General features: G+C 43.9%; 13 protein-coding genes. All 13 read right to left on the reverse strand.

The genetic code is table 11. From position 1 onward, the window contains the following. On the reverse strand, positions 1-99 hold a 99-nt coding region (locus tag PGQ33_RS17030; protein ID WP_270205712.1), incomplete at its 3' end, for an HPr family phosphocarrier protein. A 49-nt stretch (positions 100-148) separates the two neighbouring features. Beyond that, on the reverse strand, positions 149-2,083 hold the full coding sequence (locus tag PGQ33_RS10265; protein WP_270205685.1) for a PTS fructose transporter subunit IIABC: 1,935 nt from the start codon (positions 2,081-2,083) through the stop codon (positions 149-151). Positions 2,084-2,106: 23 nt separating this feature from the next. After that, on the reverse strand, positions 2,107-3,027 hold the full coding sequence (pfkB, locus tag PGQ33_RS10270; RefSeq protein WP_008369517.1) for a 1-phosphofructokinase: 921 nt from the start codon (positions 3,025-3,027) through the stop codon (positions 2,107-2,109). Continuing rightward, a complete protein-coding gene (locus tag PGQ33_RS10275) occupies positions 3,027-3,776 on the reverse strand; it encodes a DeoR/GlpR family DNA-binding transcription regulator (RefSeq protein WP_008369518.1) in 750 nt (249 codons plus the stop codon). Before PGQ33_RS10275 ends, pfkB begins: the two co-directional genes overlap by 1 nt. Positions 3,777-4,212: 436 nt before the next feature. Next, complete coding sequence (locus PGQ33_RS10280) at positions 4,213-8,820, reverse strand: PolC-type DNA polymerase III (RefSeq protein ID WP_270205686.1); 4,608 nt, start codon at positions 8,818-8,820, stop codon at positions 4,213-4,215. A gap of 3 nt (positions 8,821-8,823) precedes the next feature. Continuing rightward, the gene (gene ispG, locus PGQ33_RS10285; protein WP_008369525.1) at positions 8,824-9,879 is read right to left on the reverse strand and encodes a flavodoxin-dependent (E)-4-hydroxy-3-methylbut-2-enyl-diphosphate synthase; all 1,056 of its coding nucleotides are present in this window, start codon (positions 9,877-9,879) and stop codon (positions 8,824-8,826) included. Positions 9,880-9,953: 74 nt separating this feature from the next. Continuing rightward, positions 9,954-10,421: a hypothetical protein gene (locus PGQ33_RS10290; RefSeq protein ID WP_117836286.1), complete on the reverse strand. Its 468-nt coding sequence runs from the start codon at positions 10,419-10,421 to the stop codon at positions 9,954-9,956. Between the two features lie 125 nt (positions 10,422-10,546). Then, the gene (gene xylB / locus PGQ33_RS10295; RefSeq protein ID WP_022220940.1) at positions 10,547-12,016 is read right to left on the reverse strand and encodes a xylulokinase; all 1,470 of its coding nucleotides are present in this window, start codon (positions 12,014-12,016) and stop codon (positions 10,547-10,549) included. 332 nt (positions 12,017-12,348) lie between these two features. Next, entirely contained in the window at positions 12,349-13,833 is a 1,485-nt protein-coding gene (locus PGQ33_RS10300; protein ID WP_270205687.1) for an L-fucose/L-arabinose isomerase family protein, read from the reverse strand. Between the two features lie 34 nt (positions 13,834-13,867). Continuing rightward, the gene (locus PGQ33_RS10305; RefSeq protein WP_173826505.1) at positions 13,868-14,488 is read right to left on the reverse strand and encodes a DUF4867 family protein; all 621 of its coding nucleotides are present in this window, start codon (positions 14,486-14,488) and stop codon (positions 13,868-13,870) included. A 133-nt stretch (positions 14,489-14,621) separates the two neighbouring features. Then, positions 14,622-14,951 carry a substrate-binding domain-containing protein gene (locus PGQ33_RS10310; protein ID WP_270205688.1) on the reverse strand — a complete coding sequence of 110 codons (330 nt, stop codon included), beginning with the start codon at positions 14,949-14,951 and terminating at the stop codon, positions 14,622-14,624. Next, positions 14,938-15,783: an AraC family transcriptional regulator gene (locus PGQ33_RS10315; protein WP_055156841.1), complete on the reverse strand. Its 846-nt coding sequence runs from the start codon at positions 15,781-15,783 to the stop codon at positions 14,938-14,940. Before PGQ33_RS10315 ends, PGQ33_RS10310 begins: the two co-directional genes overlap by 14 nt. Then, a complete protein-coding gene (gene pdxR / locus PGQ33_RS10320; protein WP_055156839.1) occupies positions 15,784-17,106 on the reverse strand; it encodes a MocR-like pyridoxine biosynthesis transcription factor PdxR in 1,323 nt (440 codons plus the stop codon). Between the last annotated feature and the right edge of the window lie 113 nt (positions 17,107-17,219).

Consider the following 17,219-nt stretch of genomic DNA (forward strand, 5'->3'; position numbering starts at 1 on the left):
GATATCTGAAGTTTTTTTCGCAATTGCTTTTACCAGAATTCCTGCCGGTCTTGCGTGGATTCCCTGTGCATCTGTTACTACATACTTAAATTCTTTCATGATTCAACACTCCTGTTCTTTAAAAAATATTTAGAAAATTAATAAGTTACTACTCTGCTTTCAATGGCTTTTTGAGTAATACAATTCCCGCCATTGCTACGACAGCTCCTACAACCAATGCTATCAAAAACATCAATGGATTGTCAATAATTCCGATGACAAAAATTCCTCCATGCGGAGCTCTTGATCCGCATCCAAACATCATGGATAATGCGCCTGCTATTGCAGAACCAACTATACATGGCGGAATGATTCGAAGCGGATCAGATGCTGCAAATGGAATGGCTCCTTCTGTGATAAAAGAAAGTCCCATGATGTAGTTTGTGATACTTGTCTGCTGTTCACCCTTTGTGAAACGGTTTTTAAAAAATGTGGTGGCAAGTGCGATTGCGATCGGTGGAACCATACCTCCGATCATAACAGATGCCATAATATCAAACTGTCCACTTGCGATGGATGCCGTTCCAAATACATATGCCGCTTTGTTGAACGGTCCGCCAAAATCAATGGACATCATACCTGCAAGAACCGCTCCCAGAAGCATCTTGCTGGATTCTCCCATTCCGGAAAGGACATTATTCAGCCAGGTGTTAAATGCTCCAACCGGTGGGTTTACGATAAAGATCATAAATGCTGCCATGATCAGAATCCCAAAGAATGGATACAGAAGAACCGGTTTTGTCCCTTCCAGAGTTTTCGGAAGCTTGTCAAACAATTTCTTCAATCCGATCATCAGGTATCCTGCTGCAAATCCGGCGATCAGTGCACCGAAGAATCCGGATGAAATCCATGCGTCTTCTGCAAGGAATACAGAAGTTCCGGCTTTTGCAAGAAGTCCGCCTACAATACCAGGCATCAATGCCGGTCTGTCACCAATTGCCATTGCAATATAACCGGCAAGGATCGGGAACATCATCCCAAACGCTGTATTTCCAACGGTGTTGAAGAATTTTGCAAGTGGAGTTCCACTACCAAATGCTGCTGTACCTGCATTTGCACCGTCAACCAGAAAAGAAAGTGCGATCAGGATTCCACCGCCGATTACGAACGGAAGCATATGGGATACTCCATTCATCAGACTCTTATAAATCTTGCGTCCGATGGTATCTCCGTCAGATGACGCACCACCCTCTTCTGTTGCTCCACCCTTGCTGTGATAAACTGGAGCATTTCCACTCAAGGCACGTTCAATCAGCTCCTGTGCTTTGTTGATTCCGTCAGATACCTTTGTACTGATCAGCGGCTTGCCATCAAATCTTGCCATTGCGACATCCTTGTCGGCTGCAATGATGATACAGTCACAGGCAGCGATTTCTTCCGGTGTTAGTACGTTCTTGGCACCACCAGATCCGTTTGTTTCTACCTTGATGGTAACTCCCATTTCTTTCGCTTTCTTTTCCAGACCTTCCGCCGCCATGTAAGTATGGGCGATACCGGTCGGGCATGCGGTAACTGCGAGGATCTGATACGGTTTTGCAGATGCATCCGCCGGAGCTTCTGCTTTTTCTTCTGCTTCTTCCGGGAATTTTTCTTTCTCGGCTGCATCAACATAAGCAAGAAATTCATCAACATCCTTTGCATGAAGCAGCTTGTTTCTGAAATCCTCATCCATCAGAAGCATGGACAGACGACTGAGTACTTCCAGATGTACATTGTCCTCTGTATTCGGTGCTGCGATCAGGAAAATAAGGTATGCCGGTTCTCCGTCCAGAGAATCGTAATCTACACCCTCCGGAAGTACCATGGCTGCAAGTCCCGGTGCGCTTACCGCTTCAGTCTTGCCATGCGGGATTGCAATGCCTTCACCAATTCCTGTAGTTCCTTCTTCTTCTCGTTTAAAGACGGTTTCACGATAGGTGTCAATGTCATTGATGTTCCCGCCTTCTGCCATCAGATCGACCATTTCACGGATGACCTGCGCTTTGGAGTCTGCCTTGCCATCGAGGCAAATACTTTGCTTTTTGAGTAAGTCTGTAATCTTCATCTTGTCATTCCTCCCATTTGCTTTTATATATGGTACACTTCTGCCGGTTCTCCAAGAAGTGCAACAATCTCATCTCTTGTAGCGAGCCACGAACAGAATGCCGAAGCGCTTCCTGCCGCCACACCCAGGCGGAATGCTTTTTCCATATCTTTTGTATTCAGATATCCGGTAATAAATCCTGCCACCATAGAATCACCTGCGCCAACAGAATTGACAACCTTTCCTTTCGGAGGCATGGTCTCATAGACTTTTCCATCCTTTGTCACAAGGATCGCTCCGTCACCTGCCATGGATACCAGTACATGCTGTGCTCCAAGTGCCTGTAACTTCTTCGCATAAATGATGATGTCTTCTTTTCTCTTCAGTTCTACGTTAAACATCTCACCTAACTCATGGTTGTTCGGTTTGATCAGAAACGGATGATATTTCATAACTTTTAAAAGAAGATCCTTGGTTGCATCCACTACAAAACGAATTTCTTTTCCGGAAAGTCTCTCCAGGATTCTCTCATAAATATCTTCCGGCAGAGTATTCGGAATACTTCCTGCAAGGATCAGTACATCGCCTTCTTCCAGCTTATCCAACTTTTCATATAATGCCTGAATTGCTTCTTCTGTGATAACCGGTCCCTGTCCGTTGATCTCAGTCTCAGTTCCTGCATTGATCTTTACATTGATTCGGCTATTACCTTCTTTTAACGGGATAAAATCTGTCTCACATCCGAACTCTTCCAGCATCTTTTCCAGTACATCTCCGGTAAATCCTGCCTTGAATCCAAGCGCTTTGCTCTTAAGTCCCAGATTGGAAAGGATCACAGATACGTTGTTTCCTTTTCCTCCCGGATAAATATGTTCGCTTGTTGTCCGGTTGATCTCTCCCGGGATCAGCTGATCTGCCTGTACCACATAGTCCAAAGACGGGTTAAATGTCACTGTGTAAATCATTATTTTGCAACCTCCACAATATTTTTATATTTGTTAAATGTAGCATCCTTAAGCTTTGTTGTAATGATGTCCACTGCATCCAGTTCTGAAAATGTTACCGGTGCTACCTGACCGAATTTGGTTGAATCTGCAAGGATGTAAGCCTTTGCGCTTCTTAAGATCGCCATCTCTTTGATCGCAGCCTCCCGGATATCCGGTGTGGTGCATCCACTCTCTATATGAATCCCATTGGTTCCGAAGAATCCTTTTGTGAAATGGTATCTTCCCAGGGTTTTCATTGCTTCCTCTCCGACCAGTGCCAGCGTTGCTTCTTTTAATTCCCCACCGATCAGATAAACTATACAACCTTTCTGTGTCAGCTTCTTCGCATGCATGATTCCGTTTGTCACATACACAGCGTCCTGCTCTGTCAGGAAATCAATCAGGAAATCAGTGGTTGTCCCTGCATCGATATAGACGAAATCATCTTTTTCAATCAGAGATGATGCATACTTTCCGATCTGCACCTTTTCATCAATGTTCAGATCCTGTCTGACTGCAACAGATTCATCTCTGGTGTACTGCGCCATATTGACTGCGGTTGCACCACCATGTACCTTGATCAGCTTTCCTTTTTTATGAAGTGTTGTCAGATCTCTTCGTATCGTTGACTCTGACATATCCAGAAGCTCGGTCAGTTCCTGAACAGTGATTGTCTTGTGTTCATTCACTAATTTCAGAATTTCACTGAATCTTTCTTCTGCAAGCACTTATCTCACCTCCATTTCGACTGGTTATGACTGATTTATTCAATTGTATTTTATGTTTCAGTCATTTTCAATCATTTATTTTCTTTTTCATTCATCTTTAGTTTTAATATATCGCCTTTTTCAGTCAAAGTCAATCATTTTCAGCCATAAATAACTACCAAAAAAATAGGGATGATTTTGTGCATTTTTATGGGTGTGGAATCGGTGGTGCCAAAGTTCCGACTTGTGTTTCATCTCCATTGCACTCAACGGAATTGGAAATGGATATAGTCGGAACGGAACTCTGGCTTCTACGTTACTGGCAAAATGCAGCAAAAGGCTTTGTTTAACCTAACCAAATGCAAATTTATACTTTTCTCTTATATGCAAAAAAGCCAAAGCACTTTTTTAAGTTATATCGAATGATAACTTATCTTTAAGTACTTTGACTTTTTATTTAGGCAAAATCAAACAGGGATAACTGATTGGTCTCCGGGAGGTCGCCCAGCAAACCCATATCTGCCATCAAGTCAACCAATGTCTTGCTGACTTTTGTTCTCTGACGGAAATCGTCTTTAGAGAGGTATGGTCCGTCTTTAGCGGCAATTTCCATAGCCTCGGCGGCTTTATCGCCCATGCCGTCAATGGTGTTGAACGGTGGAAGGAGCTTATCGCCGACGATCTGGAACTTGGATGCTTTGGATTTGTAGATATCGATCGGTAAAAAATCAAATCCTCTGGCATACATTTCCAGTACATTTTTCATATCTTTTAAGGTATCCTGATCTTTTTTACTGAGCTGATTGAGTTCTGCTCTTCTTTTATATTCTTTCATATGGTAGAGAAGTTTTTCTTTTCCCTGTCCCATCAGTTCGTAAGAAAATGCAGATGCACGGATTCCGAAGTATGCCGCATAATAGGCAAGCGGATAATTGATCTTGCAGTAGGCAATCCGGTATGCCATCATGACATAAGCTGCAGCATGGGCTTTCGGGAACATGTATTTGATCCGCTCACAGGACCAGATATACCATTCCGGCACGTCATGCTCCAGCATATCTTTTTTAAACTGTGACCACTCTTTACATTTTCCTTTTGCGACGGTTCCTTTACGCACACGTTCCATGATTGTGAAGGATTCTTCACTTTCAACACCTTTGTTGATCAGATAAGTCATGATATCATCACGGGTACAGATTGCCGTGGAAATGGTTGCCTTTCCTTCTTCAATCAGGGTCTGTGCATTGTTCAGCCACACATCTGTTCCATGAGACAGACCTGAAATACGGATCAGGTCCGAAAGCGTCTTTGGCTTGGTATCAATTACCATCTGGATAACAAAATCTGTACCAAACTCCGGGACTCCCAGACAACCAAGCGGACATCCGTCGATGTCCTCCGGTGTGATACCGAGCACCTCTGTTCCTGCAAAAAGTCCCATTACACCTGGATCATCCAATGGAATATCAGTCGCTTTAAATACATTATTCACTCCATCGTATTTATTGTCCATCGCATCGGAATTGATCAGCTCTTCCAGCGTTTTGATCATGGTCGGATCATCGTGTCCGAGAATATCCAGTTTCAAAAGGTTGTGGTCGATGGAATGATAATCAAAATGAGTGGTGATAATATCGGTCGTCATATCATTTGCCGGATGCTGGATTGGAGTGAAAGAGTTAATGTCCTCTCCATGCGGAAGAACCACAATTCCCCCCGGATGCTGTCCGGTACTTCGGCGGATTCCGGTACAGCCAGCTACGATACGATCGATCTCGCAGTTTCGCTTACGGTCACCACGCTCCTCATAATAATTCTTCACATATCCATAAGCCGTCTTTTCTGCAAGTGCGGCAATGGTTCCGGCACGGAAGGTCTGACCTTTTCCGAAAATAACCTCCGTATACTTATGCGCTTTACTCTGGTAATCTCCGGAGAAGTTCAGGTCGATATCCGGCTCTTTGTTTCCCTTGAATCCAAGGAAAGTCTCAAATGGAATATCAAATCCGTCTTTGACCAGCTTCTGTCCACAGACCGGACAGTTCTTATCCGGCATATCGTGTCCACAGCCACCCACATATTTTTTCACTTCTTCCGAATCAAAATCACTATAGTGGCAATTGCTGCAATAGTAATGTGGAACCAGAGGATTGACCTCCGTAATTCCTGCCATAGTTGCAACGAATGAAGATCCTACCGAACCACGGGATCCTACCAGGTAACCATCCTCGTTGGATTTCCATACCAGCTTCTGCGCAATGATATACATAACCGCAAATCCATTGGAAATGATGGAATTCAGTTCTCTTTCCAGTCGTTCATGTACGATCTCCGGAAGGGGATCCCCGTACATAGAATGGGCTTTATTATAACAGATATCTCGCAGCATCTGGTCGGAATTCTCAATAACCGGAGGACACTTATCCGGGCGGACCGGAGAAATCTTCTCGATCATATCCGCGATCAGATTGGTGTTCCTGATCACAACTTCATACGCTTTTTCCGAACCAAGGTAGGCAAATTCATCCAGCATTTCCTCCGTTGTACGAAGGTATAGTGGTGCCTGCTTATCGGCATCTCCAAATCCTTTTCCTGCCATGATGATCCGACGGTATACCTCATCTTCCGGATCCATGAAATGTACGTCACAGGTTCCCACGACCGGTTTGTGGAACTGCTCCCCAAGATGCACGATCTTCCGGTTCAGATCCATGATATCTTCCATAGAATTGACCGAAGTTACTTTGTCACTCTCTACCATAAATGCATTGTTTCCAAGCGGCTGGATTTCCAGATAGTCATAAAAATCCACGATCTTCGCGATCGTTTCATCCGGCTTTCCATCCAGAAGTGCACGGTAAAGCTCTCCGGCTTCGCAGGCACTTCCCACGATCAGACCTTCCCGGTGCTCATTTAGCACACTTTTCGGGATACGGGGTCTGCGATTATAGTAAACCAGATGGGATGCAGAAACAAGCTGATACAAATTCACACGACCAATGTCATTTCTTGCAAGAATAATGACATGATAAGTCGGAAGCTTTTTAATAGAATCCGGGTTCAGATTCCCAAATTCATTAACTTTTGCAAGCGTTGTCAGTTCCCGTTCTTTGAGCATCTGCACAAATTTCACAAAGATTTCTGCCGTGCAGCCTGCATCATCAACTGCGCGGTGATGATTCTCCAGGGAAATATTTAAAGCTTTTGCAACGGTATCCAGCTTGAAACGGTTCAGTGCCGGAAGAAGAACACGGGCAAGTGCAACGGTATCTACATAAGTAAAATCAGCCTCAATCTTCTGCCTTTTGCAGTTCTGCTCGATAAATCCCACATCAAAAGAAGCATTATGCGCCACCAGAACCGCATCGCCAATAAATTTTATAAACTGCGGCAAGATCGTCTCAATATCCGGCGAATCGATGACCATCTCATCGGTGATGCCGGTAAGTTCCGTGATACGGAACGGGATCGGACGTTTCGGATTGACAAAGGTACTGAACTTATCTGTGATCTTCCCGTCTTCCACTTTTACCGCGCCAATCTCGATGATCCGGTCAGTCACAGCGGAAAAACCGGTTGTCTCGATATCGAATACCACGTAAGTGCCTTCCAGATCCTGTCCCTTTTCGTTCTCTGCGATCTTAGTCAGATCATCTACCAGATATCCTTCCACTCCATAAATAACTTTAAATGGATCATCTTTATCCAGATCCTCGATCACATGATTGGCATCGGTAAACCCCTGCACCACACCATGATCGGTGATCGCAATCGCCGGGTGCCCCCAGTCATGTGCTCGCTTTACCAGATCTTTTGCCTCAGAAACACCATCCATATCGCTCATCTTGGTATGGCAGTGAAGCTCCACGCGTTTTTCCGGATACTTGTCTTTTCTTGTTACACGGAAATCCGAAGTTTTGCGGATTCCGGTTACAGAACCAATGGTCAGCTCTCCATCAAATTTATCAATCGTCGTAACTCCTTTGATTTTCAGAAATACACCTTTTTTAATCTCCGCAAGCAGATCCGGGAGCTGGTCATTGCGGGTAAACATCTTGACCATGATCGTGTCGGTAAAGTCGGTCACGGCAAACATGACGATTGTCTTTTCGTTCCGGATCTCACGGGTATCAAAGCTGATCACCTGTCCCCGGAAAGTAATCTCACCCATCTCTCCGGTAACTGTCTTCAGCTCGATCGGCATATCGTCAAAGTCCCGTCCATAGATTACGTTCGGGTCATCGGAGCGCTTGAGCGGATAATCCCGACGCACAAAGCTTCCCTTGCCACTTTTGAACCCACTGGACTTTCCTGCAAATTCCTGCTTTTTCGGAGTCTCCGGTTTCTTCTGTTCCTGTTTATTCTGCGTACTTGATGCATCTGCTTCTTTAGCGGCATCTTCTGCTTTTTCCGCTTTCTTCTTTGATATGCCTTCCGTTTCTTTTGCTTTTGCCGCCTCTTCCGTGGCATGCTGTGCCTGCAGCTTCTGATTCCTTTCCCTGATCGCATCTACTTCCTGCTGAAGCTGCATTTCATTGAATTTCTTGTATTTGCTCTCTCCTACTTCTTCATAATCAATTTCTACATCCACCGGCACGTGGAAACGGTTCTCAAAGACATCCTTCAGATAGCTGGTGATCTCGCTGGTCTTTCCCTCTGCAACAATCGTGTCCGCCATAGTCAGACACATAGTACGCTCCCCTTCGAAGCGGCACTTTGCCTTCTGGAACATATTTTTCTCCAGCACACTTTTCTGCTCCAGCTCAAAAAGAATACTCTCCTTGTAGGCATGCATCAGGTTCTCCGGCGTATACTGCTCGGAAAGCCGGTATTCCTCGATGATCGTCACCGGAATATTTCCCTGCGAAAACAGCTGTTCCTCAATCTGGTTCTCCACATAACATACCGTTTTCTTCGGGATCAGATGGGTACTGTAAATATAAACCTTGATATGATTTCTGGCTGAAGTGGAGGTGATTTTCGTCACCTCCACCTTTTCAAACAGCATATGGCTGTCGTTATCGATATTCAATGTTGGAAACACATCAAAAAATAGCTTTGTCATCTTCTATTCGCCCCAATGTTCCAGTTCATTACGAAGTGCATCTAAAAGTTCATCCTCTTTTACCTTGCGGATGATCTCTCCTTTTTTGATCAGAAGTCCTTCCCCAATTCCCCCTGCGATTCCAAGATCAGCCTCTCTTGCTTCTCCAGGACCATTTACCACGCATCCCATCACTGCAACCTTGATATCAAGTGGATATTCAGCAACCATCGTCTCTACTTTATTGGCAAGTCCGATCAGATCAATCTTGGTACGTCCACAGGTCGGGCAGGATACAACTTCAATTCCTCCTTTTCTAAGTCCCAGTGCTTTCAGGATCAGTTTTGCACTCTTGATCTCTTCTAATGGATCCCCTGTCAGCGATACACGAATCGTATCTCCGATTCCCTGATAAAGGATGATTCCAAGTCCTACTGAAGATTTAATATTGCCTGAAAGCAGCGTCCCGGACTCGGTGATTCCCACATGCAACGGATACGGGCATTTCTTTGCGATCAGCTCATGCGCTTTTACACACATCATGACATCTGAAGACTTAATACTGACCACCAGATTGTCATATCCCATGTTCTCGATCATGTGTACCTTGTCAAGTGCACTTTCCACGATTCCCTCTGCAGTCACGCCACCATATTTTTCCAGAAGGTTCTTCTCCAGCGAACCACTGTTCACCCCGACACGGATCGGAATCTCGTATTCTTTTGCTTTCTCCACAACCGCACGGACTCTGTCCTCACTTCCGATATTCCCCGGATTGATACGGATTTTATCTGCACCGTTTTCAATTGCAGCGATCGCAAGACGATAATCAAAATGTATATCTGCAACCAGTGGAATATGGATTTGTTTCTTAATCTCTTGTAAAGCCTGTGCTGCTTCCATATTCGGAACTGCACAGCGGATAATCTCGCATCCTGCCTTTTCCAGAGCAAGAATCTGTGCAACTGTAGATTCCACGTCCTCTGTCTTTGTATTTGTCATGGACTGGATCGCTACCGGATTGCCTCCACCGATCTTTCTTCCTCCGATATTTATTACTTTTGTCTCCTTCCTTGTCATCTGCTTTTAACCTCCTGTTCTCACACAAAACCCTCTGCCTGCGGACTTTCGTGCCCACAGAGAGAGGGTTCTCTTTATTTGTCTGCTTTTTCAAAAATTATCTGGTCCCCATAATCCCACTCGGTAAGTGTAAGCTCGGTTCCGTCCACACTGTAATTGAATGTAGTGAGTACAGAATTGATCGCCTGCTCTACTTCCGATGCAGTTACATTATCACCAAGTTCTTTCGCTGTCTCATCCAGCTCTTCCTGCTTCACAGTAAATGTAATCTGCTTTGCCTTGATATCCAGTGTATATCCAAGTTCCACATCCACATCCTTACCATCGATCAGGTTCTTCCAGTCAAGCTCTGCTTCATTATGGTCATCTACTTCCAGTATCATATCACTCTCATCATGCTTCCACTTTCCTTCCAGCGGATTTCCGAAAAATCCCTGGTAAATGAAATATCCAGCCACGATAATGATCAGAACGGTCGTAATTCCTGTCACATAGTTCCACACACGGCTTCTTTTATCTTCATCATTCTTTGCAATAATCATAGAATTAAGCCCTCCACATCATGTCAATCTTATAATTCATTATACGGGTTTTAACTTTCACTGTCAACGGGGACTGCAAAGAAGAAGATTCAATGTGACTGACGCCATAAAAATCTTATATTCAATTACTGAATATGCGGAAATACCGGTTTGAGTGCCGGATAAATCTGACGGAACTCCTGGTATCTCTTTTCGTATTTTTCAACCAGTTCTGCTTCCGGTTCTACGGTATCTACAATCTTAACCAGCTTGTCAGCTGCTGCTTCTACGCTTTCGTATTCGCCGCATCCGACTGCTGCAAGGATTGCACCTCCAAGTGCCGGTCCTTCTTCGCTCTCGATGATATCCACTTTCAGGTTCATGATATTGGCGATCATCTTTCTCCAAAGAGGACTCTTTGCTCCACCACCGCAGATCTTGGTACGTTCAATCTTGATTCCAAGGCTTTTTGCAACTTCAAGGGAATCACGGAGTGCAAATACAACTCCTTCCAATACTGCCTGCATCATATCTGCTCTTGTGGTATCCATCGTCATACCGGTAAAGGTAGCTCTTGCATATGGATCATTGTGCGGTGAACGCTCTCCCATCAGATATGGAAGATAGAACACATGGTTCTCACCTAGCTTTGTAATATCTTTCTGCTCTGCAGCAAAATCATCCGTGTGAAGAATCTCTTCTGCCCACCATTTATTGCAGGATGCAGCACTTAACATGCATCCCATCAGATGATAATGACCGTCTGCATGTGCAAAAGAATGCAGAGCATTGTTCTTATCTACGCCGAAGTTTGCACTGGAAATAAAGATGGTTCCGGATGTTCCAAGGGAAATGTTACATCTTCCGTCACCAACTGTTCCTGTTCCGACAGCTGCAGCTGCATTATCGCCTGCTCCTGCAATAATTTTTACATTTTCAGAAAGTCCGAGTTCTGCTGCTACTTCCGGCTTCAGACTTCCTACGACTTCGTAACTTTCATAAAGCTTCGGAAGCTGTTCTTCTGTTACGCCGCAGATGTCCATCATTTCTTTGGACCAGCATTTGTGTTCTACATCCATCAGAAGCATGCCGGATGCATCCGAATAATCAGAGCAGAAGCTTCCTGACAGGCAGTATGCCAGATAATCTTTTGGAAGCATGATTTTTGTGATCTTTGCAAAATTCTCCGGCTCATTTTTCTTTACCCACAGGATCTTCGGTGCGGTAAATCCAGTAAATGCAATGTTTGCTGTGTATTTAGAAAGCGTTTCTTTTCCGATCTCGTTATTCAGATAATCCGTCTCTTCTGTGGTACGTCCATCATTCCAGAGAATTGCCGGGCGGATGACCTGGTCGTCTTTATCCAGAATGACCAGTCCGTGCATCTGTCCACCAAAGCTGATTCCTGCAACCTGGCTCTTATCACACTCAGAAGTCAGTTCTTTGATGCCTTCTACGGACTGGGTAAACCAGTCTTCCGGATGCTGTTCTGACCAGCCCGGATGTGGGAAGTATAATGGGTATTCTTTTGAAACAATTTTTTTGATGTCGCCTTTTTCATCCATTAACAGAAGTTTTACTGCGGATGTTCCAAGGTCTACGCCTATATAGAGCATAATGTTCCTCCTTGTTAGGGTTTTTATATCAACCTGACGGATTCGAGGGATTGTGACCAGATTATAGAAAATAAATATTGCATCTTCCAATCGGCAAAGCATTCCGATGAGCCTCTTAGGGCGGAAATTGTGTCCGCAATGGCTTCCACAATTTCTGAGTCTCATCTTCATTGCCTCAAATGGAATCTGCCATATTTATTTTCTATAATCTGGTCCTCAAGACATTGAACCGCCTGCTTGAAACATAAATCCTGTTTTTAATTCGTGTTTCTTTGTACTATAAAGGGGCGGGTTCATTCAGCCGCCCCTTATATGATTGTGTATAGTTTTAATTAGCCCCAAGGATTTTCTGTTGGGTAACGTACACCTTTTGGCTGGTTGTAGCCGATTTCGTCTACCGGTACTCCGATGTATTTGAATACTTCGTAAAGTGCTTTTCCGTAATGTCCGAATGCTACGGCTCCGTGATGCGGGAAGTTCTTTTCGATCAGTACATGACGATAGAATCTGCCCATTTCCGGAATTGCGAAGATTCCGATTGCTCCGAAGGAACGTGTTGCTACCGGAAGGACTTCACCGTGTGCAATGTAAGCTCTCAGTACATTGTCTGATGTGCTCTGCAGACGGAAGAATGTGATATCTCCAGGTTTGATGTCTCCTTCAAGTGTTCCCTGTGTTACTTCAATCGGAAGAGATCTTGCCATGATCATCTGGTATTTCATTTCGCAGAATGAAAGTTTGGATGATGCAGTATTTCCACAGTGGAATCCCATGAATGTATCTTTCAGTGTGTAATCGAATTTGCCCTTAATGTCTTCTTCATAAAGGTCGGCCGGTACAGAGTTGTTAATATCAAGGAGTGTTACAGTGTCTTCACTTACAACTGTTCCAATGAATTCGCTGAGTGCTCCATAGATATCCACTTCGCAGGATACCGGAATTCCCTGTGCTGTCAGACGGCTGTTGACATAGCATGGTACAAATCCGAACTGTGTCTGGAATGCAGGCCAGCATTTTCCGGCGATTGCAACATATTTGCGGTATCCTCTGTGTTCTTCTACCCAGTCTTTAAGTGTCAGTTCATACTGAGCAAGTTTTGAAAGGATTTCCGGTTTCTTGTTACCGGCTCCAAGTTCTTCTTCCATCTCTTTTACAATTGCCGGAATTCTTTCATCTCCGGCATGTTTGTTAAATGCTTCAAACAGGTCAAGTTCTGAGTTTTCTTCAATCTCTACGCCGATATTGTAAAGTTGTTTGATCGGTGCATTACATGCAAGGAAATTCAGCGGTCTTGGTCCAAAGCTGATAATCTTCAAATTGTTAAGTCCGATGATTGCTCTTGCGATCGGTTCAAATTCATGGATCATATCTGCGCATTCTTCTGCTGTTCCAACCGGATATTCCGGAATATATGCTTTAATATTACGAAGCTTTAAGTTGTAGCTTGCATTTAACATACCGCAATATGCATCTCCACGTCCCTGGATCAGGTTGTTGCCGCTTTCTTCTGCTGCTGCAACGAACATCTTTGGTCCATCAAAGTGTTTTGCAAGCAGAGTCTCTGAGATTTCCGGTCCGAAGTTTCCAAGATATACAACCAGTGCATTACATCCGGCTTTCTTGATATCTTTCAGAGCCTGTACCATATGGATTTCACTTTCTACGATACAGATCGGACATTCGTAAATATGTTCTTCTCCGTATTTTTCTTTGTAAGCTTTCATAAGTGCTTCTCTTCTTGATACAGAAAGGCTTTCCGGGAAGCAGTCACGGCTTACTGCAACAACTCCGATTTTCAGTTCTGGCATGTTATTCATTGTTTTTTCCTCCTAAAATATGAATCTGTCTGTTCTATTTTGCGATGTCGATATTCTCACCTTTAAGTCCGCACACAGCGCCTTCGATTCCTGCTTCTTCATGTGCAATCAGCCATTTGTTCTTTGCGGTAAGAAGCTTGTCATCAAATGATTTGGTATGGCAGGTCATCAGATCTGTATTGGTTCCCTTTGGAAGAACTACTACTGCCTTAAATCCATTTCCATCTACTCCGCAAGGTGCATAGTGAAGGGTTGTTCCGTACACTTCGATTCCAATTCCTGCCGGGACAAGGAATGCTTCTACTTTTGATGTGTCATATGTAAAATCCGGTTCGATATCCTGCTCTGCCCCCAGAAGCAGAATGATATCTGTCACTGCGACATTTACTTCTGAACTTCTGTGATATTCCAGTGCGTTCAGTTTGCTGTTATGTCCGTTGCAGTATCCGATCTGGATCGGAAGTTCTCCGTAAACTCTCATCTTCAGATCGATTGCAACATTCGTTGCTTCCAGTTCTTCAATAGATGGTTCGTAGATGACATCCTCCGGAAGAGGGGTGTGTTCCATTGCCTTGATCAGCTTTGAAAAATCATACCCATCGATCACACGTCCGTATCTGCTGAATTCTGGATCTGTTACTTTTTTGATTTTCATTTCTTCTACCTTCTTTCTGTCTTATATTCTAACAGGCTAAGTCGGTATCCGCTACCGAAAACTTAGCCTGTTAACTGCACTTTCTTGTCCTTATGCTATTTTTTATTATTTAGCACGTTTCTTAGATTCTACATCAAAGATAACGGCTGCAAGAAGTCCCATGTTTGCATAAGCGATAAAGTACACTTGATACCCTTTTACTGGCCGGCGCATCACTGCGGATCGTGATCACCGGAATATTCTGTTCTTCTGCCTTGTCAATCTGTGCGGAAACCGCTTCTTCATCACTCACCTGTACAATAATCCCATCTACCCTGTCCGCAATTGCCATTTCCATCAATTCTTCTGTCGAATATTCACCCGACAGTGTCTCACCAAAATTCTCGATCAGGATCTGGTCTCCTTTCCCGGCATCTTTGGCTCCCTGGTATATCTTCTTCCAGTTTTCTTTATAACTTTTCATCTTCCGATTCCTGCTTTCTCATTTTACGGAAATCACTTGGTCTTACTCCATATTTTTTCCGGAATGCTTTGGCAAATGCTCTTCCGTCCGCAAATCCACTATGTTCTGCAATTTCCTCAACCATCGTATCACTGCTTATCAGTTCCCGGTAGGCATATTCCAGACGGATTCCCTGAATATATTCTTTATAGTTGATTTCTGCATATTTGCGAAACATCCGTGACAGATAGGTCGGCGAATACCCGAAAACCTGTGCCAGCCCTTCCAGCGAGAGATCTTTCTGATAATTATCCTTGATATAATTCGTGATCGTAGAAAGTCGGTTCCTGTTCTTGTGATCCCGCACGATCTCCGCACTGACATCAACCTTCCTGTATTTTGTCACCATCAGATAGACCAGCATATAAAAATAACTCTGTACCTTTAATTCATACCCTGTTTTCTTCTTCTGATACGTCACATACATCTTTTCAACCAGTTCAACCAGTTGTTCATCCTGTACGCGTTCGCTGTGGGTAAAACAGATAAACTGCTCATCCGTATAATACCGTTCAAATGTCTGAAGTGGCATCTGCAGTACGATCGTCTTATTCGGAAACGGTGCCGAAATCGAATGCAGCTCATTAGAATTCACGATCACAAATGATTTTTCATCTAAATGGATATCTTCTTCATTGATATAAAAATCCAGCTTTCCTTCCAGTACAACAAACATCTCGATCGACCGGTGCCAGTGCTTTTCCCTGACATAATTTCCGTCTTTTCCTTCAAATAAAAACATCCGGAATGGAAGATCTTCATTCGGCAGGACCAGTTCATGTGAAAATTCCATCTAATTCATCCCCTTCTCTGTACATTCTCTGAGCAGTTTCATAGCATCCTCATACTTTTCAGCAGAAACACCTGCACAGGTGAGTAACATCCTGTTCTTCTCCACTTCAAGAAATGTCATTCCTTTCTTTTTTGCTTTTTCTGCAATCTTTTCTGCAGCGCAGTCCTCCGCAAAGGTCAACTGTACCATAAATCCTGCAGCACCAACCTGTACATCCACATCTTTTCCTAAAATCTTTTTTGCACTGTCCGCAAGCTTTTCTGCCTTTGCCAGATGGATCTTCCTGGATTTACGGACCTGACTCGCCAGATGTCCGTCACGGATAAACTGTGTCAGTGCGATCTGCTCGGCCTTGGATGCAGTCTGATTGTAATTATTTTTTCTTTTTTCGTAAGTTTCCATCAGTTCCGGCGGCAGTATCATATAACTGATCCTGATAGACGGAAGCAGCATTTTGGAAAATGTTCCCAGATAAATGACATTCCTTCCTCCCGAAAGTCCCTGCAGGGACGGAACCGGTTTCTGAAAATATTTGAACTCACTGTTATAGTCATCTTCAATGATCAGAAAATGCTCTTTCTCGGCGCGTCCGACCAGTTCCAGTCTTTCCTGGATCGGCATCACCCCACCAAATCTTGTCATCTGTGATGGTGACACGTAATACATTCCAATCTCTTCTTCCGCACTTCCTGCAATCCGGTAGTTATGATCTTCAAAAACCGTCATTCCCTGTACAAACTCACTGTCCCTGAAAAATACGGTTCTCTTTTTATGATTCAGTGGGCACAGAATATGCAGAAGACTCTGTATACCGGCACCGATCACGATCTGATCCGGGCTGCAGATCACACTTCTGGTCTTCTGAATATATTCAGACAGTACTTCCCTGAATTCCTGTTCCCCCTGCGGTTCTCCATAAGAAAGCAGTCTCTCATCCTGACGCATTGCGCTCTTCATATATCTCCGCCATAATTCAAACCGGAAACTCTCTTTATCTACATTTGATGTTGCAAAATCATAGACAACCGGATTCTCCTGCTTCCTTACATGCCGGCTTGCAATCTTTCTGCCCTCTTCCTGCTTCTCGGCAATATCCGTCACATAATATCCACTCTGCGGTCTGGACACAATATAACCTTCTGCTGCCAGAAGCATATACGCATTCTCCATCGTCGTCCGGCTCATCTGCAGCTCGCTTGCACCTTTACGGATCGATGGAAGCTTTGTCTCTGACTTCATCTGCCCGGATAGAATCAGATTCCTGTAATAATGATACACTCTCAGATACCGGCAGTGTTCCTCATTCTGTAATTCCACTCTCATAACTGACCTCTAAAAAATATTTCTTTTTGTATATTTTACAAATGACACTTTTATTTTATTCTATATAAAACACATAAGAAATGCAAGAATTTTTCACTTTGTATTTCGGAAAG

The sequence above is a fragment of the Coprococcus sp. AM100_B19A genome (genome assembly GCF_027662015.1).
Taxonomy (GTDB): domain Bacteria; phylum Bacillota; class Clostridia; order Lachnospirales; family Lachnospiraceae; genus Allocoprococcus; species Allocoprococcus comes.